Below are 18,437 nucleotides of genomic sequence, written 5' to 3'. Positions count from 1 at the left end.
TTTTTAAAATGTAACATTTAACCCGAAAGTATATGTACGAGGCGCTAAACCACCAGTTTCAATATCCCAATAATCCCAATTTTTATCTTTAGCCCAAACTGCAAGATTTCTTACAGTACTGTAAACTTTTACTCTTTCTACACCAACTTTTTGCAGTAGTGAAGTTGGCAAAGTATATCCTAAAGTGACATTCTCTAAACGTATAAATGAACGATCATAAAGCATACCTGGAGAATTAACACCTGCAGGTCCCTTTGCATCCAAACGAGCTACATTATTAGACGGGTTCTCTAATGTCCAATAGTCTTTTTTATAAGCGTTAGCTAAATTAGTAACTAAAGACGATCCATTATCTTGATTTAAATAAATTGTGTTGGTGCTCTTATGCCCCCAATATGAATACATGTTGAATGAGAAATTAAAATTTTTGTAAGTAAAATCATTTCTAAGCGACCACATAATTGGCGGAGCACTCTGACCCATAAATTCCTTATCGTTATCGTCGTACACTGGGGTAATTGATCCGTCAGCATTTCTTCTATCGTTTGCTGGATTATTAGCAACCTTTGGATCTCCAGGACGCTGGCCATATCTTGCAGCTTCAGTAGCTTCATTTGCTTGCCAAATGCCAGTTACACGGTAATTCCAAATAGCGCTAATCGGTTGACCGATAAACCAACCGTTTGCGATATCATCTCTCTCTTTAGTTCCAGTAATATTTCCTTGTGCATCAAGTACATTATCATAAACATAATAAAGATGATCGATAGTATTTTTATATTTAGAAAATCCAAAAGTGCTACTCCAAGTAAAATTATCTTTAACAATATTGCGAGAGTTAATTGTTACCTCAAAACCTCTGTTTTCTACTTTTCCAAGATTTGTAGTAATGCTACCAAAACCTGTAAAACCTGGTAACGTTCTGTTCATAATCATGTCCACGGTTGGTGTAACATAATAATCTAAGCTACCGGAAATTCTGTTGTCTAAAAATCCGAAATCTAAACCAAGATTTAGTGATTCTGTTTTCTCCCAACTTAAAGAAGGATTAGCCAAACGACCAATTGTTAAATATCTATATTGGATCAAATTGCCTTGGGCATCTAAGTAACCCGCCGTAGCGCCTACCCCAGCACCTAAGTTAGCAAGCGCTAAATAAGGATCGGCTAATGATCTATTACCATTCTGACCGTAAGAAACTCTTAGTTTACCGCTGGTCATTGGTTTCCAATTGAAAAATTTTTCATTGGTAAAAGTCCAAGCGGCGGCTACAGAAAAGAAGTTTGCTCGAGGATTTGATGTGCCAAATGCCGAGTAACCATCTCTACGAAATGAACCTGTAAACATATACCTATCATCATAAGAATAAAACGCTCTAGCTAATAGACCATCTGCAGTTTCTTTGATATCGTCTGAATCAAAAGAACTTCTCTGCTTATCACCATAAAAAGTTTCGTGATAACCTAAAACATCGCTCGGCAATATATTACGTGCTTCGATTCTATCTCTCCAAGATTGTCTCTGCTCAGCCTCTTGTACCAACGTTACGTTAACACGATGTTTTTGAGCAAATGTTTGTTCCCAATTTAAAGTATTATTAATAGACCAATCGAAACGCTGTGTTTGCTCGCGATTAACTAAACCATTGGTTGCTTTCCAATCTGGGTGACTGGCTGACTCCCAATAGCGATCGTGAAAAAACTGATATCTCGGCGATCCGTTGAACGAATAAGTAATATTAAATGGCAACTTCACTTTTGCAGTTAAAATTGAATTCAAAACCGTAAAACCTTTATCTAAGTCTAAATACTGACGATTGAAATCGTAGTTATAACCAACATTATTTACCATTAAATCTCCCATTGGATGAACTAGTAGATTACCATTTGCATCTTTATAGCTTGCGTAAGGAGCATTTAAAGTAATTTGTCTTCCCCAATCTACTGCTAAATCTCCGTCTGTACGATGCTGGAAGTTAACATTTGCGCCTAGTTCTAACCACTTATTAATTTTTCCTTCAACCTTAATATTCGATCGTACAGCTCTGTATTCGTTACCTACTGCAACACCTTCATTAGAAAGATATCCTAAGGACATATAATAATTCATTTGATCTGTAGCACCAGAAGCACTGATATTATAATCTTGATTAACAGCTGTCTGGAAACTATGATCGTACCAGTCAAAGGTTTGCCCGCCTAAGAAATTATTTAATGCAGTTCCTTGCATTAGCAAACGTTTTGCCCAAATTTCGTTATCTGACGCTGTTCCATTTGCATTTGCGGTATACGCTTTCCATTGATCTAACGTAACGCCATATTTGGCTAAATTTTCGGGAGTTGGGCTTTCGTAAAATCCTGGACGATTTACACCGCCAGTTGCAGAAAGTGGTGTTCTGTAAGCTTCATAAGCGCCAGTTGTTGAATTTACACCATAAGTAGGAGCGGTATACCAATCTTTACGGTATTGCATATACTCATCTCCATTAAAAACGTTACGGTTTGCACCCATTGTTGATAAACCGTAATTTGAAGTAAAGTTAATTTTCGGTTTTCCTTTAACACCTTTTTTAGTAGAGATGATTAAAACACCGTTTGCCGACTTTGCACCGTAAACTGCAGAAGCAGATGCATCTTTTAGGATATCGATCTGATCAATATCATCCGGGTTAATCTCCGAAAGTTCACCGTAAAATATAGTACCATCCAAAATAATTAAAGGATCATTGTGTCCGCCTGCAGTGTAAACAGAACGTTGTCCACGAATTTGGATTGAACCGCCACCTTTAGCAGAAGCATCAAAACCAACGGTTACACCCGGCGTTCCTCGAAGAATATCTTGCGTTGTGTTTGGGTTCTGATCAGCAATTTTATCTGGTCTGATCTGAGTAATTGAACCAGTAAGGTCTTTTTTCTTCATCGTTCCATATCCAACTACAACAACGTCTTCCAACATCTGTGCATTTTCAACAATATTGATATTGTAAACATTATTAGAGGTAAGTGCAACCTCTTGTTTGTCGTAGCCGATGTAAGTAATTTCAAGAATACCCGTTGCAGGCACTCTTAAAACAAACTTTCCGTCTGCATCTGAGCTGGTACCGTTACTCGTTCCCTTCAGCTTTACTCCTGCTCCAGGAATAGTTTCGCCTGTTTTCGAATCCTTAACGGTACCGCTAATTTGTCGGTTTGTTTCTTGAGCGTACAGCCCGTTTATTCCTAAACTTAGGAAAAAAAGGAGTAGCAAAGACGCAAACCTTAATTGCGTAGAATTACTGTTCATAATCAGAATAGTTTAATTTGGTTAATAAATGTTTGTTTAACGCTTATAACTTGGCACCAAGTGTTTTGTTACCCACTGTGTAGAGATGGACTATTCAGATTTGAATAAAAAACAGGTTTAGTATTTGGTTATAAAATAGCTAGTTGCTATTATGTCACATCTAAGTTAGATAAACAAAAATTAACTCCAAATTTTTAAACGTTAATTAGACACTTAAAAATACAAACACTTGAATATCAATTATTTAAAATTACAACTAATAGCGATTAAAAATCATCAACCATTTAAAAATTGCGCTTGACGCTTAACAGCGCCACAAATGGTAGATTATAATCAGTTTCTACCCTAAGACTAGCTTTTTATTTAACCGTGATAAGTTGTATCATTTTTTTTGAAAAAAATTTCCTTTTAAAAATAAATAACCGTTTATTAGACGTTTATTTATAGTATGAACGAAACCAAATATGTAATCGGCATCGATTACGGTTCAGACTCTGTTAGGTCTGTAATTGTAGATGCATTGAACGGAACTGAAATTTCATCTTCAGTATTCTATTATCCGCGTTGGCAAAAAGGCCAATATTGCGAACCTGCAAAAAACCAGTTTAGGCAACATCCTTTAGACTATGTTGAGGGATTAGAGCACACCATAAAAGATTGTATTAAAAAAGCCGGTGGCGAAAAAATTGCCAAACTAATTAAAGGTATTGCAGTAGACACAACCGGTTCTACGCCGGTTGCCGTTGACAAAACTGGCACTCCCCTAGCCTTAACGCCTGGTTTTGAAGAAAATCCTCATGCCATGTTTGTGCTCTGGAAAGATCATACCGCAGTTAAGGAAGCAGCGCAGATTAACGAGCATGCTACGAAATTTGATATAAATTACTTAAAATACATTGGCGGTATCTACTCTTCTGAATGGTTTTGGGCGAAATTACTTCGCACGCTGAGAACTGACGAAGCCGTTCGCAACGCTTGTTTCTCTTGGGTTGAACATTGCGATTGGATTCCGTTTTTATTAACTGGCGGAACTGATGCTACTGAAATTAAAAGAAGCAGATGTGCTGCTGGACATAAGGCGTTATGGGCGGAGGAATTTGATGGCTTACCACCTAACGAATTCTTTAGCAGTTTAGATCCACTTTTAGACGGGTTTAGAGAGAATTTATTTACTGAAACTTACACTTCAAATGAACCTGCTGGTATAATTAGCGCCGAATGGGCTACTCGATTAGGTTTAAATAACGATGTTGTAATTGGTGTTGGCGCATTCGATGCGCATATGGGTGCTGTTGGCGGGCAAATTGAGCCATACCATTTGTGCAAAATCATGGGTACGAGCACATGCGATATTTTAGTTGCACCTAATGAAGACATTAACCACAAAATGGTAGCAGGCATCTGCGGGCAAGTCGACGGTTCGGTTATTCCTGGCACCATGGGCTTAGAAGCTGGTCAATCTGCTTTTGGCGATACTTACGCTTGGTTTAAAAACGTAATTAGCTGGCCGCTAAATTTATTAAACGAAAGTAGTTTGGTAGACAGCGAAACAGCCATCGCCCTAAAAGAAGAGATAGAAAGTAAAATAATTTCGAATTTAAGTAAGGCTGCAGATGCTTTAGGCGATGGAGATTACGCAGAGCTTGCAGTAGATTGGCTTAATGGTAGAAGAACACCAGATGCCAACCAAGAACTAAAAGGTAGCATTGCTGGATTAAGTTTAGCAAGTGATGCACCGCGTATCTTTAGAGCGTTAGCTGCTGCAACTTGCTTTGGCGCAAAAAGTATTGTCGATCGCTTTATAGAGCAAGGTGTTCCGGTAAAAGGAATTATTGGTATTGGTGGCGTTGCAAAAAAATCACCTTACATTATGCAAATGATGGCCGATGTACTCGAAATGCCAATACGTATACATAAGTTCGAACATACTTGTGCATTAGGCGCCGCCATGTTCGCAGCTACCGCTGCAGGAATTTACAATACAGTAGAGGAAGCTATGCAAGCAATGGGAACGGGTTTTGAAAAAACTTACGAACCAAACCTGGCTAAACAAGAATTATATCGCAATCATTACGAAAGATACAAAGCTTTAGGTGCTTTTACAGAGCAACACCTTAAAACCATTCACTAATTATGAGCAAATATCAAGCTATTAAAGAACAAGCCTATTCGGCCAATATGCAATTGCCCAAATTAAACTTGGTGCTTTTTACCTTTGGCAATGTTAGCGCAGCCGATAGAGAATTAGGTGTTTTCGCGATTAAACCTAGTGGGGTACCTTATCAGGATTTAACGGTAGAAAAAATGGTGATTGTTGATTTTGATGGAAATACCATTGAAGGAGATCTAAGACCTTCATCAGATACTAAAACCCATGCGGTATTGTATAAAAACTGGGATGACATTAATGGTATTGTCCACACCCACTCTACTTATGCAACTAGTTGGGCACAAGCGCAATTGCCAATTCCTATTTTTGGCACCACACATGCCGATCATTTAACCGTCGACATTCCCTGCGCACCACCAATGGCAGATGAAATGATTGCAGGAAACTACGAGTACGAAACTGGTTTTCAAATCATTAACCATTTTAACGAGCTTGGCCTAAGCCATAAAGAAGTAGAAATGATTTTAGTTGGCAACCACGCTCCTTTTACTTGGGGCAAAACAGCCGAAAAAGCGGTTTACAATAGCGCTGTTTTAGAAAATGTTGCGCAAATGGCATTGTTAACACGGCAAATCAATCCTGAGGCGCCAAAGCTTAAAGATGCTTTAATCAAAAAACATTTTGAACGTAAACACGGTCCAGATTCTTATTACGGCCAATCTTAATTATACCTTATCAAACCCTCCATAAAATGATTAATTTAAAAAATTTAGAAGTTTGGTTCATCACCGGTAGCCAAAACTTATACGGCGAAGAAACGCTTAGACAGGTTGCTTTACATGCCGAAGAAGTTGCAAAATCTATTAACAACGCAAAGCAAATTCCGGTTACAGTAGTATACAAACCAATTGTAAAAAGCACAGAAGAGATTTTTGATACTTTGCAACAAGCCAATGTAGCTAAAAATTGTATAGGTGTAATAACTTGGATGCACACTTTCTCACCGGCTAAAATGTGGATTCGCGGTTTAAGCATCCTGCAAAAACCATTACTGCACTTACATACCCAATTCAATCGCGATATTCCGTGGAATAGCATTGATATGGACTTTATGAACCTAAACCAAAGTGCACACGGCGATCGTGAGTTTGGTTTTATGGTAACCAGAATGCGTAAAGACAGAAAAGTTGTTGTTGGCCATTGGCAAGATGAAGAAGTTTTAGACCAAATCAACACTTGGACTAGAGCAGCCGCAGGCTGGAACGACTGGCAAGGAGCTAAATTTGCCCGTTTTGGCGATAATATGCGTTTCGTAGCCGTAACCGATGGCGATAAAGTAGAAGCTGAATTAAAATTCGGTTTTTCTGTAAACACTTACGGCATTGGCGACTTAGTGGAAATTATTAACAGCAGTAGCGATGAAGCGGTAAAACAACTGCTAGACGAGTACGAAGAAAACTACAACATGTCGGCAGATTTACGTCGTGGCGGTGCAAAACACCAATCGGTACACGATGCTGCTAAAATAGAAGTTGGTTTAAGAAAATTCTTAATCAATGGTGGCTTCAAAGGCTTCTCTGATACTTTCGAAGATTTACATGGTATGATTCAGTTACCAGGAATCGCAGCGCAAAGATTAATGGCTGAGGGTTTCGGCTTTGCCGGAGAAGGCGATTGGAAAACTGCTGCTTTAGTGCGTGCATGTAAAGTAATGGGGGCTGGTTTACCTGGCGGAAATGCTTTTATGGAAGATTATACTTACCACTTTGATCCACAGAACTCTATGGTTTTAGGTTCGCACATGTTAGAGGTTGATGCATCATTAGCAAGCGGAAAAGCTAGCTTAGAAGTTCATCCATTAGGCATTGGTGGCAAAGCAGATCCAGCTCGTTTAGTATTCAACGTTGCTGGCGGAAACGCATTAAACGCTTCTTTGGTTGATATGGGCAACCGTTTTAGGCTAATTGTTAACGAAGTTGAAGCCGTTGAGGTTGAAAACGACCTGCCGAACCTACCTGTAGCTCGCGTATTGTGGAAACCACTTCCTGACATGAAAACGGGTTGCGCAGCATGGATTTACGCAGGTGGCGCACACCACACCGCTTACAGTCAGAATTTAACTTCTGCGCACTTACTAGATTTTGCTAACATTGCAGGTCTAGAATTCTTAAATATTGGCGCAGATACAAAATTAGACCAATTCAGAAACGAATTACATTGGAACGAGGTTTATTATAAATAAAACTTCATCCAAAACATTAAAAATCCTCAGTTTAAAAACTGGGGATTTTCTTATTATAGAACATTATCTATTGGCCAGCCCTTTGCAACAACAATAACAATTACTCAATCTATAGCGAAATAAGCTGTTAATAAAGATTAGAAAAGCAAAAACTGAAGCTCGTTTCAACAGAAAGCCGGGCTATCCATTACAATTTCCGATTTCATCGGAATATTTCCATTACTATCCCGTTTAGTTAACGCAAGCTTGTGCTACTATTTAGTGTTGCGAACTGCCTAGAGTAAATTACGTTGTGTTAACTGAATTACTACCAGCCTTATTTTATAACATGTTATATTTTGGCACGATAATGTACTTGGTACATGCCTATGTATCTCAAAAAAATTTATAGGCACTTTTTAAAAGCAAAAAAAATTATCGTTGGAACTGGTTTTTGCATTCTCATTTACATTATTAGTTCATTTAAATCAGAGCCTACGTTGGGTGAATTGCTGGCTTCTCAATTTAAAAATGAAATTTACAATAATTTTGACACGCTACAATTTAACAATATATTAAATAGAACGATTGATAGCCTTTCGCCAAAATTTAAACACTCAAATACAATTAGAAATTTCTATGCGACGAATGGATTTTCAACAAATTTAGTTGTTAAATTTTACGGCAATCAGAAATTAGATTCGCTTGTTTTATTTTTGTCAAAGAGTAGCGAGCATGGCGTAAATCCCGAAATTTTCTCAACCAAAGACATAGATAGTCTGCTAAAGGAACTTAAAGCCAACAAGTATACAAACGTAAATCAAAGCTATGCCACGCTCGCTAAGCTAGAGCTTCTTACCGCTAACGCATACATCAGCTACGTTAGTATTCTAAAATTCGGACTTGTAGATCCGAGAACAATACATACTGGATATCTAATTAGCCTAAAACAGCCAGATTCATTATTCGTTACAAACTTGCTAAACTCTGTTAGCCTAACAGACACACTGCAAGATGTTCAATATAAATCCGATCAATATAAGGCTTTACAATTTGCCTATCTTCAAAATAAAAACGACTCTGTTCGCAAAATTCTCGCTGTAAATATGGAGCGATTAAGGTGGGCTTTGCCCCACACTGGGGAAGAATTTATTCAGGTAAACATCCCCGAGTTTAGTTTAGTATACTTTAACAAAAAGGATACGTTAACAAAAATGAAAGTTTGTGTAGGCGCAAAAATTGACAATAATTACGAAGAAAAATATAAAATCTTCGAAAAATCTGGCGATTATGATGATAAACCTAAAAATCATGAAACGCCGATGCTGTTCAGCTACATTAATACACTATATGCTAATCCAGTTTGGAATATTCCTCAAAGCATAGCAAGTAGCGAGATATATACTATGGCGAGCAGAAATCGAAACTACTTAACTAAAAATAGAATTAGCGTTTATTACAGAAACAAGCTTATTCAAAATCCAAATCAAATACGATGGTATAAATATTCTAGAGATAAGCTACCTTTTAGATTTGTACAACAAGCTGGAGAAAACAATTCTTTAGGCAAATTTAAATTTTCGTTTAAAAACGATAACAGCATTTTCTTACACGACACTAACAATAAGAAGGCATTTAAATTATCTAATCGAGCAATAAGCCACGGCTGTATCCGTTTAGAAAAACCTTTGAAACTTGCCGAACTTCTAGTATTTGACAAGGAAAAGTATGAAAAAATAAGGTCAAAAATTGGCTTAGCACCTTTGGATAGCACTAAAATTGCACAGTTTAAAGGAATAAATCTTTTAAGTAAGCCAAAACCTATTGAAGCATTGCAAATGGCTTTTACACCTAAGAAACCCATTCCAATATTGATTACCTACTTTACAGCTTGGGAAAAGAACAATAAAATAGAATACAGACCTGATGTTTACGGAATGGATATTAAACTTTGGGCGGCAATGAACAATATCTTGACGCCTAATAAAATAACTGTAAATGTAAAAAACAAAAAAGCCTAATCAACTAAGATTAGGCTTTTTAGCTTGTGCGCCCACCTGGGCTCGAACCAGGGACCAAAAGATTATGAGTCTTCTACTCTAACCAACTGAGCTATAGGCGCCGGAAAACCGATTAGGTTTTGCGAGTGCAATGTTACATATTTGCAACGAATTTTGGAACTCTTTTTATGGAAAAATTTAAAAATATTATTTTCGATTATGGCAATGTAATCTTCGAAATCAACTTCAAACGTACTCAAAATGCTCTTTTTCAATTAGGTATAACAAATTCTGAAGAATTTTTTGCGCACAAAGCGCACAACAGTTTATTTGATAATTTTGAGATGGCTGGCATATCTGAAGACGAATTTAGAGCTGGCATTAGAACCGCAGCCAATAATCCATCACTTACAGATGCTCAAATAGACGATGCTTGGAACAGTTTGTTAATCGGTGTATCGGCAAATAACCATGATGTTTTGCTAACTGTTAAAGAAAAATACCGTACGTTCTTGCTAAGCAACAATAACGAAATCCACTATAAATGGATTCTCAATTATATCAAAAAAGAATTTGGCATAGATAATTACGATAGCTTTTTCGAAAAAGCCTACTTCTCTCAAATTATGAAACTGCGCAAGCCAAACGTTAATATTTTCGAACAAGTTATAAAGGAAAACAACCTAAACCCGGCAGAAACTTTGTTTATAGACGATAGCCCACAACATATTGCAGGTGCTAAGCAAGCTGGCTTACATACTTTGCTAATGGATGTTCATCCCGAGAAACTGGAAGAGTTTCTTAAACAACATCAAATTCTTTAAATCTTATCAGGATCATAATCCCAGGGTAAAAGCTGGGATATTCTTCTTTCAGACATGTTTCCGTAAATAAATAAAATCAGCTCTGGGTAATAACCATTTCGCTCAATATTAACTCCCCCACTTTCTATCGGGTACATAAAAGTGTATTGCAATTTTGTTGATGGGCCATGAGAATTCTCGCTAAGCTTTGGAAATCTGAAATCGAGCAAAGGCTGATATTTGATCATGACAGTATCTGCAAAATTTAGCTTAACTGTACCCTCTTGCCTATTCAGCACCGCCAATTTTCTCGAATGTGTTCTCGAGGTATCCAACGCAAGGTTATCATCCTGCTTTAAAATCATTTTGTAATAATTTACGGTATCATTTGAAGAGAACAACGCTTTCAAATCATAATTTGGATTTGTCTTATCGGCAAATCTCTCGGCTATACGATTCTGTACAATTTTATTTACGCGTTCTTTCTCCTTGTTTTTTATACTTCTGTAGTGATAAATTGAAAAACCATCTTTTGTTAAGGTGTTGTTGTAAATAGAACGCATAAAATGCATCTGAGAACCAAAATAGGCTTCTTTCCTCATAACAGCCACCGCTGGCAACTTTTGCGAATGGGTTACTAAATCCTCAAAAAAAGTTGAGTAATTAACCTTTAACACGTCATTACCAAAACTATAGGTGAAATTTTCCAGATCTATTTTAATCTTATAATTAAGTAGCCTATTTTCTACAAGCAAAGGCGATTTTGCATAAACAGCTAGCTCGTTTCTATCCCGGTCAAAGTAAAACACCAATTCGTCTGGATTCATAATTTTGCAACTGTTTGCAAAGCGAAGATTATTTCCCATAATTATTTTAGTAAACAAATCGCCCCATTTCCTAAAATTATCTTCCTTATTCTTTTTGGCTTTAATAATTACCTCTTTAAGCGTATTATCTTGTGCTTGTAGTGTAATCAAAAGTTGATCGTAATTAGCATCTTCCAGTAATGTTGTTTTCTTTTTATAAATTACATGAGAAGCTACCAGCTCCATCTTACCATTAAATGGAATATTCAATACAAATTTTCCATCACTGTCGGTAACCGTTCCGATAGTACTATTGTTAATGTAAACGCTAACTCCTGGCAAAGTCTCTTTCGTTTTTTCGTCAATTACCTGTCCTTTAATAGTTCGTTGCGCTAAAGCAACCGATGAAGAGAAAATCAGAAGGAAGAGTAAATATTTTTTCATAAATTTAAGATCGAAATAATAAAGTTAATATAGCAAAATGAGTCAAAAAAGATTTACTTCACTAAAAGAATTTTATCCGTTTTATTTATCTGAACATCAGAACTTAACTAGCAGAATTTTACATTTTATTGGCACGGGATTATTAATCCTATTAATTTTTGCCGCTATACTTTTTCACGATTTACGTTTTTTAATTGCTGTTCCTTTTATCGGATATGGTTTTGCTTGGGTTGGTCATTTCTTCTTTGAAAAGAACAAACCTGCAACTTTTAAATATCCTGGCTACAGCTTGGTAAGCGATTTTATACTTTTCTGGGATTTGCTAAGTGGCAAGCAGCCTTTTAAGGTCAAATAGCTTTTGCCTATGCGCATATAGAAAAAAGCAGTTTGTTTAGCTAACTCTATCGCTTTAGTTTTGTTATTAATGTTTAAGTTGATAATTACCCGTTATAATTTACAATTTAGAACCAACCTATAAACTTTTAAATAAGAACAAGAAAATGGAAAACAACTCTAACGACATTAGCAAATGCCCATTTCATAATGGAACCCTAAAAGAAACTAGCGTTAACGGTGGCACCAAAAATAGAGATTGGTGGCCAGATAAACTTAATGTACAAATCTTACGCCAGCACTCGCAGCTTTCTAACCCAATGGGCGAAGATTTTGATTATGCCGAAGCTTTTAATAGTTTAGATCTCGAAGCGGTAAAACAAGATTTGCATGCATTGATGACAGATTCACAGGATTGGTGGCCGGCAGATTTTGGCCATTACGGTGGTTTATTTATCCGTATGGCGTGGCATAGTGCAGGTACTTACCGTATTTATGATGGTAGAGGTGGTGCCGGGCAAGGGCAGCAACGTTTTGCGCCACTTAACAGCTGGCCAGATAACGTAAGTTTGGATAAAGCCCGCAGATTACTTTGGCCGATCAAACAAAAATATGGTAATAAAATTTCTTGGGCCGATTTACTAATTCTAACCGGAAACGTTGCTTTAGAATCGATGGGTTTTAAAACTTTCGGCTTTGCCGGAGGAAGAGCTGATGTTTGGGAAGCTAGCGAGGATGTTTATTGGGGTGCGGAAAAAACTTGGCTAGGTAACGACGAACGTTATTCTAAAGGATCGGAAGGTGTTGCAGAACATGGTGTGTTAGTATCTGACGAAGATGCCAACGGACAGCAGCATTCTAGAGATTTGGAAGAACCATTGGCAGCTGCGCACATGGGCTTAATTTATGTTAATCCAGAAGGTCCAGATGGCAACCCCGATCCTATTGCAGCAGCAAAAGATATTCGCCAAACCTTTAAACGCATGGCGATGGATGATGAAGAAACTGTTGCTTTAATTGCTGGTGGACACACATTTGGTAAAACACACGGTGCAGCTTCTTCAGACCATGTTGGTAAAGAACCCGAGGCGGCTGGAATTGAACAGCAAGGTTTCGGTTGGAGTAATAGCTACAACAGTGGCAAAGGTGCAGATACAATTACCAGTGGTTTAGAAGTTACCTGGACTACCACTCCTACTAAATGGAGCAATAACTTTTTCGAAAACCTTTTCAGTTTCGAATGGGAATTAACAAAAAGCCCAGGAGGTGCACATCAGTGGGTGGCAAAAAACGCCGATGAGATTATTCCTGATGCGTTTGATCCCAACAGAAAACATAAGCCAAGTATGTTAACAACCGATTTATCTTTAAGGTTAGATCCGGCTTACGAAAAAATATCTAGAAGATTTTTAGAAAACCCTGACCAATTTGCTGATGCTTTTTCTCGTGCTTGGTTTAAGTTAACACACAGAGATATGGGGCCACGTGCCTTATATTTAGGGCCAGAAGTGCCGCAAGAGGTTTTAATATGGCAAGATCCTATTCCAGCAGTAGATCATACGTTAATAGATGATAACGACATTAGCGCTTTAAAAGAAACTATTCTTGCATCTGGAGCTTCATTGTCACAGTTAATCTCTACTGCTTGGGCTTCAGCGTCCACTTTCCGTGGTTCTGATAAACGTGGTGGCGCAAACGGAGCTCGCATTCGCTTGGCACCTCAACGTTATTGGGCGGTAAATAATCCATCACAGCTCGATAAAACTTTAGACGTATTGGAGAAGATAAAAAGCGATTTCAATTCGTCGCAAAGCGATGGCAAAAAAGTTTCATTGGCCGATTTAATCGTTCTTGCCGGTAATGCAGCAGTCGAAAAAGCTATTGCCAACGCTGGATCAAACCTTAAAGTTCCTTTCTCTGCTGGTCGTATGGATGCAAGTCAGCAAGAAACCGACGTAGAATCTTTTAGCGTTTTAGAACCAGTTGCAGATGGTTTTAGAAACTACAAAAAAAGCAATCATACGTTATCAACTGAAGAATTATTGTTAGACAAGGCACACCTCCTTACCTTAACCGCACCAGAAATGACCGTTTTGTTGGGCGGACTAAGAGTACTGAACATCAATTTCGATCAGTCTAAGCACGGCGTTTTCACTTCAAAACAAGAAACCTTAACCAACGATTTTTTTGTCAATTTATTGGATATGAACACAGCGTGGAAAGCCACAGATAATCATAAACAAGTTTTTGAAGGCAGGGATAGAAAAACCGATGAGGTAAAATGGACGGCAACACGTGCCGACCTAGTTTTCGGTTCTAACGCTGAGTTAAGAGCAATTGCCGAAGTTTACGCAAGTAGCGATGCGCAAGATAAATTCGTAAAAGACTTTATTGCAGTTTGGCACAAAGTGATGAATTTAGATCGTTTCGATTTAAAAAATAAATAAGCTTTAACTAAAAAAGGGAGTTTAAACGTAATAATTTTATCGTTTAAACTCCCTTATTATTTTTAATCTTTCTAAATAGCTATCTTTGAAACCAATGAATGCAGAGAAAAAACAAAAATTAATTCAATGGGCTAAAAAACTTGGCTTTTGGGGCTTTATGTTTTTCCTCGCCAAAGGATTAGTTTGGCTAGCGATTGGTTATTATATAGTTAAGTAGATAAAAGAACAAAGAGCCAGGATAAAAGATTTAATCTTTGCTCGTTAATCTTTGCTCCTTATTCCTAAAGTTTCCTTCTAGCTTTCTCCTTGCTAATTAAACCCAACTCCCTACCTGTTTGTCCGGCAACAGAAGTATTTTCTTGTGCTCTTCTAAACAGATAAGGCATTACTGCTTTAATTGGACCATAAGGAACGTATTTTGCTACATTGTAACCAGCATCCGATAGGTTAAAACTTAAATTATCGCTCATTCCCAACAGTTGTGCAAAGTAAACATGCGGATGGTTATGCGGGATGTTTTTCTCATCTATCAACTGCGTTAACAATCTAGAACTCTCTTCGTTATGCGTACCGCAAACAATACCAATTTGATCTAAATGTTCAACGCAAAAACGTAAAGACTCATCGTAATCTCTATCCGTTGCAGCTTTATCTGGCTGTATTGGCGACGTATAACCCATTTCCAAAGCACGTTTACGCTCTTTTTCCATATAAGCGCCACGTACCATTTTCACGCCCAGGATAAAACCTGTTTCTTTCGCAATTAAGTAGTCAGCTTTCAAATCCGCTAATTTATCATGGCGGTACAGTTGATAAGTATTGTACACAATCAAACTTTCTTTATTAAAAGTAGTCATCATTTCTAATGCAAGTTCGTCAATCGTATCTTGTACCCAACTATCTTCCGCATCAATCATTACTGGAACTTTTCTGTCAAACGCAGCTTGGCAAATTTTTAGGCAACGAGCTTTAACCCTGGCAAATTCTTCTGTTTCGGTGGCGGTTAACTCTTGTTTGGAATCTAATTTTTCTAACAACGCAAAGCGACCGATACCTGTAATTTTAAATACTGTAATTGGCACTCTAACATCTCCATCAGCTCGTTTTATGGTTCTAATAATTTCTTCGCAAGTAAAATCGAAAACCTCTTCTTCATCTTCTCCTTCTACAGAATAATCTAAAATAGTGCCTACTTTCCCTAAACTCAATTGCTCAATAGTATGCTCGCAATCTGCAATGGTTTCGCCACCGCAAAACTGTTTAAAAATAGTTGCCTTAATAGCTCCTTTTATAGGGAAGCCAATGTTCAGCAAAAAATTAGTTATGGGTGGACCAACGTTGGTTAAAAAGTTACTACTAATTATTTTAAAAAGCCAATAAGCCTGATTTAACTCTCCATTTGATTTATTACGAAATGCAATTTCGGTGTTGTCAAAGTTGATTTTCTTTTTGGGTGATGATTCCATTTTTTCGTGTTCTTGGTCAGAAGAGTGCAAAAATATAAATAACAATGATTGTTAGCATAAAACACTTTACAATTAATTGTAAATTTGCAGCGCAATGATAAAGTTTAAACTAGAAGGCGAATTTATTCCGCTAATATCACTCTTAAAAGCAACTTCTTTGGTACAAAGCGGTGGCGAGGCGCAATCTGTAGTGGAAGAAGGCTTGGTAAAATACAATGGCGAAGTAGATTACAGAAAACGTCTAAAGGTTAAAATTGGCGACAAAATAGATTTTATGGGTAAAATAATAGAAGTTATATAATGGAACCTATAAAAAATGCCGATCACTTTATTTATTTCGAAACTGGCTTAGCGCCACTTCAAGAAATTTTAGACAAGAAAAAATACAGCAAAGTATTCGTTTTTGTCGATACCAATACCGCTGAAGTTTGCCTGCCGGTTTTTAGATCATTTTTAGATGATTTAGATAATTTTGACATCATTGAAACCGATCCGGGCGAAGAAAACAAAAACATTGATTTTTGTATTGGCATTTGGAAAACGCTTTTGGATTTTGGTGCCGACCGTAAATGTTTAATGATTAATCTAGGCGGTGGCGTAATTACCGATATGGGTGGTTTTATTGCTTCAACCTACAAAAGAGGAATCGATTTCATTAACATCCCAACTACGCTTTTATCTCAGGTAGACGCTTCTGTTGGTGGCAAAACCGGTATTGATATAGACAATGTAAAAAACATGGTGGGTACTTTTAGCCTACCGCAGGCCGTATTTATCGAAACTAGTTTTTTAACAACACTTTCGCAAAGAGAGCTTTTATCAGGCTTTGCCGAAATGATAAAACACGGTTTAATTGCCGATAAAGCTTATTACGAACGTCTAAAAACTAGCGATTACAAAGCGTTACTACCAGCAGAAATTTACCGTTCTATCGAAATTAAAAATCAGGTGGTAACCGAAGATCCGCTAGAGAAGGGCTTACGCAAAATCTTAAACTTTGGCCATACCATCGGCCATGCCGTAGAAAGTTACGCCTTAACTAACAGCAAAAATCCGTTAACACATGGCGAAGCAATTGCCATTGGAATGGTTACAGAAGCATTTTTGTCGGCAAAATATTGTAATTTAACTGAAGAGGAATTGGCGGACATTAGCAAATACATCCTTTCCATCTACCCTAAATACAACATTAAAGAAAAAAGTTTCGACAAACTTTTGGAACTAATGCAAAGCGATAAAAAGAATGAAGATGGGCAAATTATGTTCTCTTTACTAGATACTATTGGCAAATGCACGTTCAACTGCCGTGTTACTGCTGCGGATATTTTAGGCAGTTTAGTTTACTACAATAATTTATAAAATGACTTTTACAGGAAGTGATATTTCTGTCGGCGGTTTATTCGGTTTCGTTATCGTTTTAACGCTCGTAGAAATGTATTTCAGCTATGCGCACGATAGCAAAGTATACACTAAACGTGATACTTGGACTAACATTTATTTAATGACAGTTGCGGTTGTTATTAATTTAGGCATGAAAACTGCCACGTTTTTCTTATTAGATTACTGTTACCAATTTCGCCTTTTCCAAATCTCAAATGTTTGGCTTTATTGGTTGGTTTTAATTCTGGCGCAAGATTTTTTATATTGGTTTTTACACACTGTTGGGCATTATGTTCGCTTTTTCTGGGCAATGCACGTTACACACCACTCGTCAGAACATTTTAACCTAACCACAGGTTTCCGTTCTACGGTTTTCGAACCGTTGTATCGCGTTTTCTTCTACTTGCCTTTAGCATTTATGGGTTTTGGCGCAATGGATATACTGTTCGCTTATTTAGTTACTCAGATTTATGGCAATTTAGTGCATACACAGGCTGTCGGCAAATTACACCCTTGGTTCGAATATATTTTTGTAACACCTTCTCATCACCGTGTACACCATGCTAGCAACTTGCGCTACCTAGATAAAAACATGGGTATGGTGCTTATTTTATGGGACAGATGGTTTGGAACTTTTCAGGAGGAACTACCAGAAGACACCATTAAATACGGTTTAACCACGCAACCTACGGATACCGGACCGGTTAATATTATTTTCCACGAGTTTATTGCGTTAAAAAACGATGTTAAAAAAGCGCCGACTTTTTTAGATAAGGTGAAATATATCTTAAATCCTCCAGGTTGGAGCCACGATGGAAGCACAAAAGTTGCTAAAATAATGCAACGAGAATTACGTGAGGCAGAAGAAGCCAGAAAAGGGGTTTAAATAACTATTCTTTTTTTGAAAACGTAAGCAGAGAGCATTCGGCTACAGCAGTCCGGCTTTCCGCTTAATCTTTTTTGCCTCGCTCTTAATGCCATTAGAACAAAAAAGGATAACGCTTCAATCCGGTTTAATAAACAAAAGGCTGTGGTTGCATATAAACAATCACAATTTCTAACCTTCAGACATAAGCATCTTTAAAGCTAGCAAACTATCTATCCCCCTCCCCGAGTGGGCAAGGGGGAGGAATTAGATATTGCAT

Annotated in this window: 14 protein-coding genes and 1 tRNA gene; 11 read left to right on the top strand and 4 right to left on the bottom strand. The window is 37.4% G+C overall.

Features of this window, described 5'->3' with window-relative positions; translation table 11 throughout:
* Nucleotides 1-3: 3 nt before the first annotated feature.
* Nucleotides 4-3,282: a SusC/RagA family TonB-linked outer membrane protein gene (locus DUT69_RS17975; RefSeq protein ID WP_113654664.1), complete on the bottom strand. Its 3,279-nt coding sequence runs from the start codon at nucleotides 3,280-3,282 to the stop codon at nucleotides 4-6.
* 448 nt (nucleotides 3,283-3,730) lie between these two features.
* Here DUT69_RS17975 and DUT69_RS17970 point away from each other — a divergent pair, with 448 nt between their 5' ends.
* The 4 genes from DUT69_RS17970 (at nucleotide 3,731) to DUT69_RS17955 (ending at nucleotide 9,634) form a co-directional block, all read left to right on the top strand.
* Nucleotides 3,731-5,413: a ribulokinase gene (locus DUT69_RS17970; RefSeq protein ID WP_113654663.1), complete on the top strand. Its 1,683-nt coding sequence runs from the start codon at nucleotides 3,731-3,733 to the stop codon at nucleotides 5,411-5,413.
* 2 nt (nucleotides 5,414-5,415) lie between these two features.
* A complete protein-coding gene (locus DUT69_RS17965; protein ID WP_113654662.1) occupies nucleotides 5,416-6,117 on the top strand; it encodes an L-ribulose-5-phosphate 4-epimerase in 702 nt (233 codons plus the stop codon).
* Between the two features lie 26 nt (nucleotides 6,118-6,143).
* Nucleotides 6,144-7,634 carry an L-arabinose isomerase gene (gene araA, locus DUT69_RS17960; protein ID WP_113654661.1) on the top strand — a complete coding sequence of 497 codons (1,491 nt, stop codon included), beginning with the start codon at nucleotides 6,144-6,146 and terminating at the stop codon, nucleotides 7,632-7,634.
* Between the two features lie 383 nt (nucleotides 7,635-8,017).
* Entirely contained in the window at nucleotides 8,018-9,634 is a 1,617-nt protein-coding gene (locus tag DUT69_RS17955; protein ID WP_317047227.1) for a L,D-transpeptidase family protein, read from the top strand.
* 27 nt (nucleotides 9,635-9,661) lie between these two features.
* On the opposite strand, the gene DUT69_RS17950 is transcribed toward DUT69_RS17955, so the two are convergent.
* Nucleotides 9,662-9,735, bottom strand: a tRNA-Ile gene (locus DUT69_RS17950).
* Between the two features lie 66 nt (nucleotides 9,736-9,801).
* On the opposite strand from DUT69_RS17950, the gene DUT69_RS17945 reads away from it, so the two are divergent.
* Nucleotides 9,802-10,437, top strand: coding sequence for an HAD family hydrolase (locus tag DUT69_RS17945; RefSeq protein ID WP_113654659.1), 636 nt, complete (start codon nucleotides 9,802-9,804; stop codon nucleotides 10,435-10,437).
* On the opposite strand, the gene DUT69_RS17940 is transcribed toward DUT69_RS17945, so the two are convergent.
* Nucleotides 10,434-11,666 (bottom strand): carboxypeptidase-like regulatory domain-containing protein, encoded by a 1,233-nt coding sequence (locus tag DUT69_RS17940; protein WP_113654658.1) that lies wholly within the window; start codon nucleotides 11,664-11,666, stop codon nucleotides 10,434-10,436. The genes DUT69_RS17945 and DUT69_RS17940 overlap by 4 nt on opposite strands.
* Nucleotides 11,667-11,703: 37 nt before the next feature.
* Between DUT69_RS17940 and DUT69_RS17935 the strand changes: the two genes are divergently transcribed.
* The 3 genes from DUT69_RS17935 (at nucleotide 11,704) to DUT69_RS17925 (ending at nucleotide 14,663) form a co-directional block, all read left to right on the top strand.
* The gene (locus tag DUT69_RS17935) at nucleotides 11,704-12,021 is read left to right on the top strand and encodes a DUF962 domain-containing protein (RefSeq protein ID WP_113654657.1); all 318 of its coding nucleotides are present in this window, start codon (nucleotides 11,704-11,706) and stop codon (nucleotides 12,019-12,021) included.
* 145 nt (nucleotides 12,022-12,166) lie between these two features.
* Nucleotides 12,167-14,446, top strand: coding sequence for a catalase/peroxidase HPI (gene katG / locus DUT69_RS17930; protein ID WP_113654656.1), 2,280 nt, complete (start codon nucleotides 12,167-12,169; stop codon nucleotides 14,444-14,446).
* Between the two features lie 94 nt (nucleotides 14,447-14,540).
* Nucleotides 14,541-14,663 carry an alanyl-tRNA synthetase gene (locus DUT69_RS17925; RefSeq protein ID WP_113654655.1) on the top strand — a complete coding sequence of 41 codons (123 nt, stop codon included), beginning with the start codon at nucleotides 14,541-14,543 and terminating at the stop codon, nucleotides 14,661-14,663.
* Nucleotides 14,664-14,727: 64 nt separating this feature from the next.
* Here DUT69_RS17925 and DUT69_RS17920 read toward each other — a convergent pair whose 3' ends face one another.
* Nucleotides 14,728-15,912 carry a proline dehydrogenase family protein gene (locus DUT69_RS17920; RefSeq protein WP_113654654.1) on the bottom strand — a complete coding sequence of 395 codons (1,185 nt, stop codon included), beginning with the start codon at nucleotides 15,910-15,912 and terminating at the stop codon, nucleotides 14,728-14,730.
* A gap of 94 nt (nucleotides 15,913-16,006) precedes the next feature.
* Here DUT69_RS17920 and DUT69_RS17915 point away from each other — a divergent pair, with 94 nt between their 5' ends.
* The 3 genes from DUT69_RS17915 to DUT69_RS17905 are packed head-to-tail and all read left to right on the top strand — an operon-like array spanning nucleotide 16,007 to nucleotide 18,178.
* Complete coding sequence (locus tag DUT69_RS17915; protein ID WP_113654653.1) at nucleotides 16,007-16,213, top strand: RNA-binding S4 domain-containing protein; 207 nt, start codon at nucleotides 16,007-16,009, stop codon at nucleotides 16,211-16,213.
* Entirely contained in the window at nucleotides 16,213-17,271 is a 1,059-nt protein-coding gene (aroB, locus tag DUT69_RS17910; protein ID WP_113654652.1) for a 3-dehydroquinate synthase, read from the top strand. The genes DUT69_RS17915 and aroB overlap by 1 nt, the downstream gene beginning before the upstream one ends.
* Before the next feature lies 1 nt (nucleotide 17,272).
* Nucleotides 17,273-18,178, top strand: a complete 906-nt coding sequence (locus DUT69_RS17905; protein ID WP_113654651.1) for a sterol desaturase family protein — start codon at nucleotides 17,273-17,275, stop codon at nucleotides 18,176-18,178.
* Nucleotides 18,179-18,437: the final 259 nt, after the last annotated feature.

It is taken from the genome of Pedobacter namyangjuensis (assembly GCF_003313325.1).
In the GTDB taxonomy this organism is placed as follows: domain Bacteria; phylum Bacteroidota; class Bacteroidia; order Sphingobacteriales; family Sphingobacteriaceae; genus Pedobacter; species Pedobacter namyangjuensis.
The sequence above is the reverse complement of the archived record's forward strand: the minus strand, read 5'-3'. Positions and strand labels throughout refer to the sequence as shown.

What these genes read in the sequence shown, in the direction of transcription:
- DUT69_RS17975 (WP_113654664.1), bottom strand. Translation starts at nt 3,282, where the DNA reads ATGAACAGTAATTCTACGCAATTAAGGTTTGCGTCTTTGCTACTCCTT.
- DUT69_RS17970 (WP_113654663.1), top strand. Translation starts at nt 3,731, where the DNA reads ATGAACGAAACCAAATATGTAATCGGCATCGATTACGGTTCAGACTCT.
- DUT69_RS17965 (WP_113654662.1), top strand. Translation starts at nt 5,416, where the DNA reads ATGAGCAAATATCAAGCTATTAAAGAACAAGCCTATTCGGCCAATATG.
- araA (WP_113654661.1), top strand. Translation starts at nt 6,144, where the DNA reads ATGATTAATTTAAAAAATTTAGAAGTTTGGTTCATCACCGGTAGCCAA.
- DUT69_RS17945 (WP_113654659.1), top strand. Translation starts at nt 9,802, where the DNA reads ATGGAAAAATTTAAAAATATTATTTTCGATTATGGCAATGTAATCTTC.
- DUT69_RS17940 (WP_113654658.1), bottom strand. Translation starts at nt 11,666, where the DNA reads ATGAAAAAATATTTACTCTTCCTTCTGATTTTCTCTTCATCGGTTGCT.
- DUT69_RS17935 (WP_113654657.1), top strand. Translation starts at nt 11,704, where the DNA reads ATGAGTCAAAAAAGATTTACTTCACTAAAAGAATTTTATCCGTTTTAT.
- katG (WP_113654656.1), top strand. Translation starts at nt 12,167, where the DNA reads ATGGAAAACAACTCTAACGACATTAGCAAATGCCCATTTCATAATGGA.
- DUT69_RS17925 (WP_113654655.1), top strand. Translation starts at nt 14,541, where the DNA reads ATGAATGCAGAGAAAAAACAAAAATTAATTCAATGGGCTAAAAAACTT.
- DUT69_RS17920 (WP_113654654.1), bottom strand. Translation starts at nt 15,912, where the DNA reads ATGGAATCATCACCCAAAAAGAAAATCAACTTTGACAACACCGAAATT.
- DUT69_RS17915 (WP_113654653.1), top strand. Translation starts at nt 16,007, where the DNA reads ATGATAAAGTTTAAACTAGAAGGCGAATTTATTCCGCTAATATCACTC.
- aroB (WP_113654652.1), top strand. Translation starts at nt 16,213, where the DNA reads ATGGAACCTATAAAAAATGCCGATCACTTTATTTATTTCGAAACTGGC.
- DUT69_RS17905 (WP_113654651.1), top strand. Translation starts at nt 17,273, where the DNA reads ATGACTTTTACAGGAAGTGATATTTCTGTCGGCGGTTTATTCGGTTTC.